Origin of the sequence: Desulfuribacillus stibiiarsenatis (assembly GCF_001742305.1) — a bacterium.
Lineage (GTDB): Bacteria > Bacillota > Bacilli > Desulfuribacillales > Desulfuribacillaceae > Desulfuribacillus_A > Desulfuribacillus_A stibiiarsenatis.
Genome location: NZ_MJAT01000038.1, coordinates 42,371 through 56,260 on the forward strand (window position 1 = coordinate 42,371; position 13,890 = coordinate 56,260).

Genomic DNA, 13,890 nt, shown 5'->3' on the forward strand with positions numbered 1-13,890 from the left:
ATGCGTCCTCCTATTTAACTCCTCGTTGCCAATGCCCTTTCGTTAGCTCGCCTTGGTAAGGGGCCGATAATCTATATTCGGTCTTTATCTTTTTCGTTTCCACATATTCCTTATAAGCTTCTGCATATACAGCCAATGTATCTTGCAAAGTGTCTAAATTTTGTAAGTCATGACTAATGTCAACAATAATCCCCTGGTGTCGGTTGTTTAGCAGTTCTTCAAATTCTGAAAGTAAGCTTGTAATCTGAGCATTGTAAATCTCAATTTGGCCAAATCGATTTTCCTTTACTGGCATTTGGAATCCCTTTCGATCCTTCAAGAAGTAATTCCTTTTCAGTGATTTTCCAATTTTATCTTCGGTAATATTCTCTGAAATCAAAGAATGTTCACTAATCATTAAACGATAGCGGGAATGAATATAAATAAGTCCTTTGTATTGGAACTTCTTCAATTGGTATTGATTCAGTTCTAACGATAAAGCAATCCCCTTGGGTGCCAAAACATCGAGCACAGAATAACTTTGTTGGTTAAATGCATGTAATCCACTATCAAATATAATGTCCGCCTTCTGGTTCACTTGCAAAACTAGTTCTCTCTGCCCAATTTGTTGCACAACAAAGCCATCCACACCTTGTTCAACGGCTTTACGAACGAGTTGCTCGATTGCTTCTAGGCTTTGTTGCTTTACCATACTAGGTATTACAGCATAGATTGAACGGTTGGCTTTCTTAGCAATGATTTTCTCTAAAGAGCTCCAATCTCCTGCAAAGAATATGGAAGAGTATTCTTCAGGCAAATAGTCCACAACATTGACGTCCGCGATTTTTGCAATCAACATTGGATGTCTCTTATAATTTTCCTGTAAACTTTTTTGTTCCTGAGTGTCTATTCCTAAGTCATTATGAAATTGAAAACTACCCTTTCCTTTTCTTAGAGATGTACACTCATCGACAGCCATTCTTCGAAGGTCATTGAGTATACTAGCAGGAATCATTGCATTCTCATCAATATCTAACGTGATTGCTTTGAGCGTAAATACTGTATTGCCAAGGCGATTCAACTGTTTTTCTACTACCTCATAAGAAATTGGATGTTTCTGAGCAATCGGAACCACAAAGTCCGTTCGAATTTCCCCTTGATTCCCATCATTATCGCAGTACTGTAATACAGCATGCTCTCCAACTTTACCGATTAAGTGAAATGAAATTCCTATTTCTGTCGGATGATCAAGTTCATCTATTTCCCGGGAAAGAGTCTTATCAAAGCTCTTATATACATGACTTCCAACCTGCACTTTATGTTTCACAGGAAGTTGAACAACTTCCCCTGCTTGTGCGTTTTCTCTTTTTTTATTATTTATAAGGATTTCCGTAACCGAAAATCCAAACCCTTCTTCCTCTTCATGATTACTTTCTTTTCCGGAACTTTTTTTGCTATATCGATTATCTATTTCTTTGCTATGCTTGTGATGGGTTTCGTTTGTTCTTTGTTTAGGATGTTCGATATATATCCCATCCCCAACAAGAAGTGGTGCTTGTAAACGTACCCAAACAGAGTGTCCTCGCGGATCGACCTTTTCCACATGTCCAATCGACAAGCCTTTGTTGTTATGTCTCGATAGACTTATCCAATCTCTTCCTAAATTTTTCTCGAGAAATCCCGTAGAGAAGTCACGATTAAAAGTCTGGGCCATACGTGAAACATCAGCAACTTCACTTGCGACAATCATATCACGATTATCAGATTGGATGTGATTCCATACAGAATCGATCATATTCCGATAGGCTTTCACTGTGTAAAAGACATATTCCCGATTCTTCAACCGACCTTCGATTTTCAAAGTATGAATACCACTCTGAATGGCGGAGGTAACTAATTCTATGCCATTCAAGTCTTTAGGGCTAATTAACGTTCCTTGCATTTGTTCTAATTCATAGGGCAAACGGCAAGGCTGAGCGCATGTACCACGATTGCCGCTCCTTCCCCCAATCACACTGCTCATTAAACACTGGCCCGAGTAGCAGAAGCATTGAGCGCCATGGATAAAGGACTCAATCTCTATATCTGGATGTATTTGATGGATTTCTGCAATTTCTTCTAACGTTAACTCACGAGCTAACACAACTCTTTTAAACCCTAAATTTCTCAATGCTTGTACACCATATTGATTCGTTGTCGTAAGCTGTGTACTAGCGTGAATTGACAAGTCAGGGATATATGTCTTAAATATGTTCGCAGCCCCAAGATCTTGAAGAATCACAGCATCTGGACCTATTGCTGCTAATTGTTCAGCATATGTAACGAGCTCTTTCATCTCACTATCTTTAATAATCGTATTTACAGCTACAAATACTTTTCTTTGAAAGAAGTGAGCATAATCAATACCTTCTTTAAGCTCCTCCAAGGTAAAGTTTTTGGCCCCTGCCCGCGCACTAAATGCTGGCCCGCCAACATATATCGCGTCAGCACCTGCATGTACTGCAGTACGCAGGATATCCAAGGAACCGGCGGGAGCTAATAATTCTATCTTTTTCATCTTTTCACCTAGCCATTATATAGAATATTTACATTACCTGTGATTACGTTTTATATATTGTGAAATTTCATCTCTTGTTCTTGTATTGAGAATATCCTTTGCCTCTAATCCTGCTCTTCTTGCCACAGATACTCCCAATTCCATATCCAACATGGATTGCTTATCATGGGAATCTGTATTGATACATATTACCAGACCGTATTCTTTTACTGCTTTTCTAGCATGTTCAGCATTTAGATCCAAGCGATCTGGACTAGAGTTGATTTCCAGGCATGTATTTGTTTCTTTTGCTTTTGCAAAAACAACATCAATATCTAGGTCATAGCCAGGCCTTTTTGCGATTAAGCGCCCTGTTGGGTGAGCTAATATATCTACGTATGGAGATTCTAAAGCAGTAATGAACTTCTCCGTTTGTTGTTTTCGATCTTGTTGAAATCCCGTATGAATCGAAGCAACGACAAGATCCACATCATGCAGGAAATCGTCATCAAAATCCAATGTTCTGTTTGGTAAAATATCCATTTCTGTACCTGAAAAAATATAAAAATCCTTCCACGTCTTATTTAGCCTTTGTATTTCTTGTTGTTGTTTCTTCCAACGCTCTACCGTTAGACCTTTTGCTATTTTCAACGATTGCGAATGGTCAGTAATCGCTATATATTCATATCCCAGTTCACGTGCTTGTTGTGCCATCTCCTCTATGGTGTGCACACCATCACTATAGATAGAATGCATATGAAGGTCACCTTTGATATCGGATAGTTCCACTAATTTAGGAAAATCCCCTTTCTTGAACTCTTCAATAAATGTAAATTCACGTATTTCCGGCGGTATGAAAGGCATATCTATACTATTAAATATCTGTTCTTCCGATTCCCATTCTGTCTCTAAGTCAATACCCTTGTCATTAGCTAATGTGTGTGCAAAATTCAAATACTCTAGAGATCCCGTCCGTTCATGCAAAGTATAAAAGAACCGATTGGGAGCACAAAAGATAAAACGTATAGGAACTGGCAAACTATATTCTAAAAGCACGTCACAGTATTCAGACTCCTTGGCAATCACTGTTCGAATCATTGGTGACTTCAGGATCTCGTCCATCAACTGCTCTGGATCTTCACTACTAATTACTAAATCAATTCGCTCAATCACATCTAACCTACGTCGAATTTCACCCGCCATAGATACCTGTACCACTAGTTCTTGCTTTTGAAATATTTCTTCCAATGATTTTGCTAATGGCAAAACAGACCCTAGATTAAATTCTTTCGGCGGATTTTTTAGCCTTTCTATGCCAGTAATAACCTTGAATTCAAACTTTGCACCAATTCCGTCAATTAGTCGAATCTTTCTTGCTCGCGCGGCAGCTTCTAACTGATCCAACGTTGTGATTCCTAACTTTTTATGTAGAAGTCGAATGGATTTCGGTCCTACTCCATGTATTTTAAGCATTTTCAAAAAATCTGGTGGTGTTTCTTGTAATAGCTGCTCGTATTCTTGAATTGTACCTGTATCGATATATTCCGTAATGATATTAGCAATTTTTTCTCCAATACCTGGAATTTGTTTGCGTCTGGTAGTTGACATATCCTTAATTGATTCACGAATACTTTCCACAGTATTGGCAGCATTTCGATATGCAAGGATCTTGAAGTCACTCTCGCCTTTTAATTCTTTCAACACTGCCATTTCTTTCAAATACCATGCAATCGTGTAATTATCCATAAGAACACTCCTTTGTAGCCATAGTTGCGCTGACCCATCAACACAGCAGGTTTCCTGCTGATGTGTTGCTAATGCACAGCTATACTATCTACATAAAAAACTTATACTTTCTGATAGTATAACAAAAGTACAAAAAAACAACACCTTTCACAGGTGTTAGATAGATTCTCATATTCAAGATTGTTGTATAGTGGACGATTGGCATGTCGATGGTTGTATACTGGATGATTGCATACTCGAAATAAATACTTCCACTAATGCTGGATCAAATTGCGTTCCTGCATATCTTTGTAGCTCTTGAACGGCTGCTTCTACAGCCATCCCATCTCGATACGGGCGATTACTCGTCATCGCATCAAAAGCATCGGCAATCGCTAACATCCTGCACTCTATCGGTATTCCTTCTCCTTTAATACCTAGCGGATATCCCTTCCCATTCCACCATTCGTGATGCTTCAGAATAAAGTTAGCAATGTGTTTAAGCTCAGGGGCAGACATTGCAATTCTAAACCCAATTTCACTATGTTGCTTCATTTTCTCCCATTCTGTTTCCGTTAATTTGCCTGTCTTAAACAGAATTTCATCTGGGATACCTACTTTACCAATATCGTGAAATCGTGCAAATAAGCGTAAATCAACAATTTGTGATTCCGGTAGATTTACATGTTTTGCCATCAGCACAACTAACTCTTCCATACGTTCCGTATGCTTCTCTGTCTCAAAATCCCGTACCTCTAGTGCTTTTATCAGCAGTTGAACGATTCCACTACGGGTGCTTCTCTTTTCATGTAGCTTTTCACGATACATAAAGTTGTCTGCTTCACGATATGTATCTAATAAGTTGTTCTCGCCAGTGTTAATTGCATAGCCTATAGAAATGCTAATCGGTAACTGCGGATTATTCTGATTGTATAAATCTTGTTGCGTTCTTATGTCTTCCATACATTCAAGCAATCCCTCTCGGGAGGTATTGGGGAGTAAGATCGCAAATTCGTCACCACCAATCCGAGTACTAATCGCATCCAGTGGCACCCCCTTTTTGATGATTTGCCCTACCTCTTGCAAAAGCTTATCACCTACATCATGACCAAACGAATCATTAATAATTTTCAAACCATCGACATCACAAATCAAAAATCCAATTGGCAAATACATTTCATGGTTTAAACGTTTCAACTGATGCTCTAAGTAGATTCTATTATGCAATCCCGTTAATGGGTCGTGTGTACTTAAATATTTCAATTCTTCTTCCATGATTTTCCGCTCTGTAATATCCCTTCCGACTACCATGACAGATCGAATGTGATTATCGACATCAAACTCTGGTACCAGCTGCCAATCAATCCACTCTGCTATATTGGTCTGTGTTTCTATGCGTGCGGGGCCATGTTTATTAAAGACGTGATTCATCGCCTTACGAATCACTTCTAAATCATGGAAGATTTCTATTTCATCGTATTTCATACCTCGGTTAAATGATGAGCCATTAGCACACCTTGTCAGCACCTTTTGATTGGCATAAATGATAACCCCGTCAGAATTGATTCTTAAGATGTAATCTAATGAGTTTTCCGCTAAAGTCCGAAATTTACGTTCGTTGTCCCGTAAATTTTCTTCAACAATTCGTTTTAATCGTCTCACATTTGCTTCTTGAATCTCACGGCGAACGGCAGGTATTAATCGAATCGTATTATCTTTCATAATGTAATCGTGGGCGCCGGCTTTCATAATCTCAACTGCTAATTCCTCTAAAATTGTTCCAGAGACTACGATAAACGGTATATCTAAACCTACTTCTTGTAGAGTTCGTAAGGCGGAAAAGGCATCGAAGTTAGGCATTGAATAGTCGCTAATAATCACATCCCAGTCATGCCCCATCAAACTAAACAAAAGTTCTTCCTTGGTCTGGATTTGTTTCATTCGGATTTTGAAGCCGCCATTTTCCATGGCTCGTTTCAGTAATAATACATCGTTTTCTGAGTCTTCTATAAACAAAACATTCAATTCTTGATCCATACCTACCTCCTCCTCTCTCTTTATAAATGTACACATTACAGAACGACCTAATCTGCTAGTTATAGGCCGGCAGTTGATTGACCGACAACCAGTAGCGACCTAAGTTATTCACCGTATCGATAAACTCTTCATAATCTACTGGTTTAGTAACATAACTATTAGCCCCTAAACGATAACTATTGGTCATATCGCTTTCTTCACGAGAAGAGGACAATATAACGACTGGTGTACTATATAAATCATTATTTTCTCTAATCGTTTTAAGTACTTCCATGCCACTCACGACAGGTAAGTTTAAATCTAACATAATCACTTGGAATTGCTCATCCTGTGCTATAATTCGTAATGCTTCACTACCGTCTCTAGCAATTACAATTTTGTTTTTTATATTGTTTTTCTTTAGAGCTCGTAACATTAATAGCTCTTCATCTGGATTATCTTCTACTAATAAGATCGCCTTGTTCATCTAAGCCCTCCTACTTCTTTTAACGTTAATCTCGCTTAAAGAATGCATTAGTTGCGCAGACGCAAAAAACAGTAATTACTGATGTGCTACTAATGCAGCCTATGTACATCAAATAAAGTTAAATACATTCTGATGTGCTAAAAAAGAACGTACTTCCGTCTCCAATTTTACTTTCTGCCCAGATTTCGCCCCCATGACGCGCAATAATCCGTCTTACCGTTGCGAGACCAATTCCAACTCCAGGAATATCTGTATCATTATGAAGGCGCTGGAACGGAGTGAATAGACGATCATAGTACTGCATGTTAAATCCAATTCCGCAATCCTTAATGAAATATGCCTTCCTACTTGTATCATCTGTAGTACCGAATTGTATGTAAGTATTTTCTGGTGGAGAGTATTTGATAGCATTTTCTATTAAATTTGTCATCGCAATCCGGAGCAGGCTCTCATCACCACGAACTATTACATTCTGTTCTATTTCACATTGGATTTTCCGATGTCGATTTTCTGTCTTACTTTTTTCAATCAGTTCACATATAATCTGCGACAAATTTACACGTACCATTGAAAGATCACTTCTTGCAGAGCGAGATAATACTAGTAAAGAGTCAATTAAGTTACCCATATGAAGGCTAGCTTTACGAATTCTAAGCAAATAATCTTGCGCTTCTTCATTTAAGGACTCTGCGTAATCTTCTAAAAGGGCTTTACTAAATCCATTGATTGTACGTAGTGGAGCTTTTAAATCGTGCGATACAGAATAACTAAAGGCTTCTAATTCTTTGTTAGCCATTTCTAGTTGCATCGTTCTTTGATTAACTCTCGCTTCTAAATCAGTATTTAATTGCTGTATTTCTTGATGTGCTTGCTCTAGCTCATGGATTCGTTTTTGCAGTTCTGGATAATAGCTTTTCTGAATTGACACTTCTCCCAGCCCTATTAATTTTTCTCTTAGGTCCATCGGGGCCGTATATTTCGATAATGAATCATAGCGCCTTTTCATAGATTCCCTCGATATCAGTAAGACTTGCTTGCTTAGGATTAGTCTGCATACATGGATCCGATAATGCATTTTGAGCTAGAAACTTTATTGTCTCTTGATTTACACCTAACTCCGCCAAATTCCTATTTAATCCTATGACGAGTCGTAAGTTAGCAATACAAGCAATGAGTTTGTCTTTTATCTCATCCATTTCCATATTCGAAATATTGATTCCCATCGCGTGAGCAATGTCAGCATAACGTTCAGGGACGGCGTCAAAATTATAATCTATCACATGCTGTAAGAGAATGGCATTGCATTCTCCATGGGGAAGGTTGAGGTATCCCCCTAAACTGTGAGCCATAGCGTGAACGGCACCTAGAATTGCATTTGAGAAAGCCATCCCAGCCTGTAGGCTTCCATACATTGTCTTTGCTCTAACTTCGATATCATTCGGATCTTTCATCACAAGTGGGATACTTTGTGAAAGATAGCGAATTGCCTCTAATGCATGTAAATCCGTGACAGGAGAGCTAGCATTCGACACATAGGCTTCAATCGCGTGGCATAGAGCATCTATACATGTACAAGCCGTTAAATGCGGCGACATCGTTAATAAAGTTTCTGGATCAATTAATGCTACATCTGGTACTACTGTTTTACTTACGATTGCTATTTTCACGAGATTATCTGTATCCGTAATGATTGCGAACTGAGATACGTCCGCAGATGAACCTGAGGTTGTGGGAATACATACTAATGGTGGAATGGGAGTCTGCACATTATCTACACCTTCAAAATCTAAGATATGCCGTTGATTCGAAGCAACGATTCCAATGCCCTTTGCACAGTCCATCGGACTCCCACCGCCAATCGCGATAATCGCATGACAAGATTCATTCTTATATGTACTAGCACCTTCCATAACTTCATGCGCTTTAGGGTTAATTGAGACATTTGAGAAAACTGAATATTGAATCCCAAATTTATTAAGACTATCAATAATGTCATCGACTATACCTGTTTGCAGTACTCCCTCATCAGTAACGACTAAAACTCTGCTAGCTCCAAAATTTTTCGCATATTGACCTGCTAAACGACGAGCACCAACTCCAAAAATAAATTCTGGTGCAACAAACTTTCTTAAGTCCAGTCCATATTCAAACCTCATGAAGTCCACTCTCCCAAGTTATAGACTCGTACACACGATCATAATCACTAGTTATATAGTACCATATTCCGTTGGTTGTCGTCTCGCATTAATATGTAAACATGTAAGCTTTATATGATAAAGAAAATCGGCATATCGCCAGAAACATATATTCTGATAGTAAAAAATAAAACTCCTCCTGCAATAAACAGTTAGTAATTTCTACTGTTCATACAAGAGGAGCTTATATAAAAGATTGAGGTTCTAACCTTATGCTATTGAGTCTTGTAATACACGGATAATTTTGTCACGAACAAATCCAAAATCTGTTAAAAGATACTGTCCGATTTGCGACTGAGCCAATCCGTTTTGTATCGTTACTATCGGTAGAAACGATGCTATATTGATGATTATGATCAGTATAATCATAGTTTCTGCAAAGCTTAGTAACAGACCTAAAATTCGGTTGACGCTATTAATTAACGGTAGTTTTGTAAACATGTCCAGTGTCCTACCGACAAGCAACAATGCAATCCGAATTGCAAAAAACAATAAAGCAAACGCTGCTGCACTTGCTATCGTATTATTAATCGAAAGATTAATAGGAATGGGTAGTGCTAATAATTCATCAATCTCTTTCAGTTGAAAGTAAGGCGCTATGATTGCTGCCACTTCCGGGTGGTATTTATATGCAATAATAAATGACGCAATCACGCTAATTAAGCTGATAAACTGAAGTACAAATCCCCTACTATAGCCACGGATAAGGCTAACTACTATTAATAAGAGAATAATCCCATCTAAAACACTCATCGGTCCACCTCGAATGACTTTTCTATTGTTTCTCGATGATTCTTAATAATTCTTCGTATTCTTCCTTAAGTTTAAAGTATTCGTCCGTGATATTGACTGCTGTTAATACGGCAACCTTTTTCGCATCTAATCGAGGGTTTGCTTCTGCTAACTGGTTCATTTTATCGTCAACATATCCTGCTACAAGACGCATATGGTTCGATGAAGCAGATCCTTTCAAAGTATAGTGCTGACCAAATATCTCGATGGTAATTTTATTCTTATCAGACAATCATTATTCCCTCCTCATACGCGATTTCTTCTTATAGTAAGAATAATCATTGATTTTAATGAATTCTTAATTCTAAATTCTAGACTCTATATTCTAAATTCTAGATTGATTACAAAATCCCTGCAAGAAGCTGTATAACAATACTAACTACGTAGTTCCGCATTCCAATCTTGTTGAACTCCAGAGATTATTTTTTGGGTGACTTGTTGTATCTCTTCATCCGTCAAAGTCTTCTCAGGATTTCTAAAAGTCAATGAGAATGCTAGGCTCTTCTTTCCTTCTCCGACACCTTTTCCATCATACACATCAAACAATTGCAGATCTACCAATAGCGCTCCCGCATACTGTTTCACTGATTTCATAATTTCAAATGATGCCTTATCTTTGTCGACTACAATCGCTAAATCTCTCTTAATGGATGGGTAACGTGGTAGTGACTGATATTGAATTTTCAAGCTAGAAAGCTCCAGCATCAACTCATAATCGAGTTCAAAATAAAAAGTTTTTGGCAGGTCATATTGTGCCTGAACCTTCGGATGTATCTGGCCAATGTATCCTAACTCTTTACCACCAATTTGTATAGAGGCTGTCTGTCCAGCATGCATCGCTGGAAGGTCAGTCGCCTGGAATGTCACATCAAATAACGAGATTCCAAACTGGCTAACGAGAAACTCAACGACACCTTTTACATAGTAGTAATCAATTGCCTGCGGCTTATGCGACCAATGATTTGGTGTGGCGTCCCCATAAGCAATCCCAGCAATAATAACCTTTTCCGTAGGAAGCTGCTGCAATGGTAGCTCCTTCGGCATGAAAATCTTACCTAGTTCGAATAATCTTACCGCGTCATTCTTATGACTATAGTTGTAAGCGGCTAATTCTAACATAGATGGTAGCATCGTCGTACGTAAATGACTACGCTCTTCCGACATTGGCATCTTTAGTGGAATCATCTGCTGATATTTCTCATCAAGTAACTCAAGTTCTGTTACTTTTACAGGGTTAATGAACGAGTAAGAAACTGCCTCATCCCAAGAAGCAGAAAGCAACGTTTCTCGAACCCTTCTTCTCCCTTTTTGCTCAATTGTTAATTTTCCTTGTGTCGATTGACCAATCGGTAGCGTAGTCGGAATATTCTTGTAGCCAAATAGTCTAGCAACCTCTTCCGATAAATCGTCTGCAATCGTAATATCGCGACGACGAGTAGGAACTTTCACAAGTAACTCTTCACCACGGTTTGTAACTGTGAAATGTAATCTTTCGAAGTACTGTACCATATCGGCCTGCGCTATATCTGTACCCAGTCGACGGTTAATTCTGTCAGCAGTGATGATAATTTCCTTACCCTCACTCACATCAGCATTGGAATCGATATGGCCTTTAGCAACTCTGCCACCACCAAGTTCAGCAATTAACATGGCAGCTCGATTCATAGCATCAATGACAATATTTGGATCGGTACCCTTTTCGAAACGAACACTCGCTTCTGTACGTAGCCCTATACTAGTCGCTGTCTTTCTTATACTGTTTGGATTAAAGTGAGCGGATTCCAATAATATATTGACCGTTGAATCGGATACTTCCGATGTAAATCCACCCATTACACCTGCAATCGCAACAGCTTCCTGCTGGTCTGCAATCACGACCATATTGGATTGTAATGTGCGCTCAGTTTCATCTAAAGTTTTAATTATTTCTCCTTCATTCGCACGACGAACAATAATAGTCTTACCAATTACCTTATCATAGTCAAACGCGTGTAACGGTTGACCATACTCAATTAAGATTAAATTCGTAATATCTACAATGTTATTAATCGAACGTATTCCTGCAGCTTGGAGCTTGTTACGAAGCCACATCGGTGATGGTGCAATTTTTACATCCTCAATCACACGACATGCATAACGTGGACATAATTCTTGATCTTGAACATCAAGTTTCATCAATCCATCGATGGAATTGTCACTTTCTACTAAAGATATTGCGGGTACATTGACAGGGCGACTAAATAGCGCACCCATCTCATAAGCTACACCGCGAATACTCAAGCAATCCGAGCGATTAGGAGTTAAATCTAATTCCAACACCACATCATCTAAATTAAAAATTGTCTTTACGTCTGTCCCTACAGCATACTGTTCTGGGAATACGTAGATTCCTTCTTGTAGTTCTTTCGGAATATACTTGTTCTCTAGACCAAGTTCTTTTCCAGAACAAATCATTCCTTGGGACTCGACTCCACGTAATTTCGAACGTTTAATTTTGAAATCGCCTGGCAACACTGCTCCAACCTTTGCAACAGGTACTAACTGACCTGGTGCAACATTCGCTGCTCCGCAAACAATTTGCAATGTTTCCGTTTCCCCTACATCTACTGTACAGACTCGTAGCTTATCTGCATCGGGATGTTGTACAACCTCTAACACGTGCCCAACAACAACATTACTTACACCTTTATCTAAGCGTTCTATCGCATCTACTTCAATTCCAGCGTTCGTAAGACGATCCGCAAGGATTTCTGGTGTGATATCTGATAAATCAATCCACTCGTTTAACCATTTATATGAAACCTTCATGAATTTACCTCCTAAGCCTTTTTCTGAAATTGACGTAAGAAACGAGTGTCATTCATATAGAATTGACGGATGTCCTCAATGCCATATTTCAGCATCGCAATTCTTTCAATGCCCATCCCAAAAGCAAAACCGCTATAGATTTCAGGATCATATCCTGACATTTCTAAAACCTTCGGATGTACCATACCTGAACCTAAGATCTCAAGCCAGCCTGTTTGTTTACAAACACGGCATCCTTTACCTTCACAAATGATACAGGATACATCGACTTCTGCACTTGGTTCTGTGAAAGGGAAGAAACTTGGACGCAGACGAATCTGTTGGTGCTCTCCAAACATTTGTCTAGCAAATGTTAAAAGTGTACCTTTTAAATCGCTCATTCGAATATGCTTATCGATCACAAGACCTTCCGCTTGCATAAACACATGCGAGTGTGTAGCATCATCATCGTCACGGCGATACACTCTACCAGGACATATGATTTTTACAGGTACTTCTGATTTCATGCGTTCCATCGTGCGCACTTGAACTGGAGAAGTATGCGTTCGCATCAGGAATTCCTCAGTAATATAGAAAGAGTCTTGCATGTCCCGAGCCGGATGATTTTTCGGCAGGTTTAGAGCTTCAAAGTTATAATAATCTTTTTCAACCTCAGGACCTTCAGCTACTTCATACCCTAACCCTAGGAAAATATCTTCAATTTCCTTCGCCACTAGCGTCAACGGATGTTGACTTCCTGTGATCACAGGTCTGCCTGGCAACGTTACGTCAATATTTTCTTTTGCTAACTGCTTTTCTTGCTCTTTTTGAACAATTTCAGATGCTTTTTTTGAAATTTGCTCTTCTAATAACTCTCGTACTTCGTTCGCAATCTGACCAATCAGAGGACGCTCTTCCGCAGAAAGCTGACCCATATTACGAAGAATAGCTGTTAATTCGCCTTTTTTCCCTAGAATACGTACTTTTAAGTCTTGAAGATCTTTCTGGTCAGCTAGCTTCTCTAATGCTTCTAACGTTGCATTCTTTAACTCCATCATTTTATCGCGCATACTTTTATACCTGGAATCAGGTATAATTCACCTCACTTATTATAAATTTGCATAAATTTACAGATATTTCAGATTTAAGTAAACAATAAAAACCTTCATCCCAAAAAAGGGACGAAGGTTCGCGTTACCACCCTAATTGTAAACATAGAAAAACAAACACTCTTGTTTACCACTTCATTATCAATAACGGCATAGGGCCGACTATCCGTACTGTTTTCCGGATAGTAGTCTTCGGAGGGAACTTCGGTATTAGGTCTTAAAGCCACTCTCAGTCAATATGGCTCTTCCTGTTTAAAGCACACT

At 38.8% G+C, this 13,890-nt stretch carries 10 protein-coding genes and 1 other annotated feature (1 of these 11 running past the window's edge); all 10 genes read right to left on the reverse strand.

Annotation, left to right across the window (positions count from 1 at the left end; genetic code table 11):
• Positions 1 to 10 precede the first annotated feature (10 nt).
• Positions 11 to 2,536, reverse strand: a complete 2,526-nt coding sequence (locus tag BHU72_RS13400; RefSeq protein WP_069703139.1) for a U32 family peptidase — start codon at positions 2,534 to 2,536, stop codon at positions 11 to 13.
• A 33-nt stretch (positions 2,537 to 2,569) separates the two neighbouring features.
• A complete protein-coding gene (gene polX / locus BHU72_RS13405) occupies positions 2,570 to 4,261 on the reverse strand; it encodes a DNA polymerase/3'-5' exonuclease PolX (protein ID WP_069703140.1) in 1,692 nt (563 codons plus the stop codon).
• Between the two features lie 174 nt (positions 4,262 to 4,435).
• Positions 4,436 to 6,277, reverse strand: coding sequence for an HD domain-containing phosphohydrolase (locus BHU72_RS13410; protein WP_069703141.1), 1,842 nt, complete (start codon positions 6,275 to 6,277; stop codon positions 4,436 to 4,438).
• A 55-nt stretch (positions 6,278 to 6,332) separates the two neighbouring features.
• Positions 6,333 to 6,743 (reverse strand): response regulator, encoded by a 411-nt coding sequence (locus BHU72_RS13415; RefSeq protein WP_069703142.1) that lies wholly within the window; start codon positions 6,741 to 6,743, stop codon positions 6,333 to 6,335.
• 118 nt (positions 6,744 to 6,861) lie between these two features.
• Positions 6,862 to 7,749 carry a sensor histidine kinase gene (locus BHU72_RS13420; RefSeq protein ID WP_069703143.1) on the reverse strand — a complete coding sequence of 296 codons (888 nt, stop codon included), beginning with the start codon at positions 7,747 to 7,749 and terminating at the stop codon, positions 6,862 to 6,864.
• Complete coding sequence (gene ercA, locus BHU72_RS13425) at positions 7,733 to 8,899, reverse strand: alcohol dehydrogenase-like regulatory protein ErcA (protein WP_069703144.1); 1,167 nt, start codon at positions 8,897 to 8,899, stop codon at positions 7,733 to 7,735. The genes BHU72_RS13420 and ercA overlap by 17 nt, the downstream gene beginning before the upstream one ends.
• 249 nt (positions 8,900 to 9,148) lie before the next feature.
• Positions 9,149 to 9,691 carry a CvpA family protein gene (locus BHU72_RS13430; RefSeq protein ID WP_069703145.1) on the reverse strand — a complete coding sequence of 181 codons (543 nt, stop codon included), beginning with the start codon at positions 9,689 to 9,691 and terminating at the stop codon, positions 9,149 to 9,151.
• A gap of 22 nt (positions 9,692 to 9,713) precedes the next feature.
• Positions 9,714 to 9,962, reverse strand: a complete 249-nt coding sequence (gene zapA, locus BHU72_RS13435; protein WP_069703146.1) for a cell division protein ZapA — start codon at positions 9,960 to 9,962, stop codon at positions 9,714 to 9,716.
• Positions 9,963 to 10,105: 143 nt separating this feature from the next.
• Positions 10,106 to 12,538 carry a phenylalanine--tRNA ligase subunit beta gene (pheT, locus tag BHU72_RS13440; RefSeq protein ID WP_069703147.1) on the reverse strand — a complete coding sequence of 811 codons (2,433 nt, stop codon included), beginning with the start codon at positions 12,536 to 12,538 and terminating at the stop codon, positions 10,106 to 10,108.
• Positions 12,539 to 12,549: 11 nt separating this feature from the next.
• The gene (gene pheS / locus BHU72_RS13445) at positions 12,550 to 13,587 is read right to left on the reverse strand and encodes a phenylalanine--tRNA ligase subunit alpha (RefSeq protein ID WP_069703148.1); all 1,038 of its coding nucleotides are present in this window, start codon (positions 13,585 to 13,587) and stop codon (positions 12,550 to 12,552) included.
• 104 nt (positions 13,588 to 13,691) lie between these two features.
• Positions 13,692 to 13,890, reverse strand: a binding site (T-box leader) (it continues 30 nt past the right edge of the window).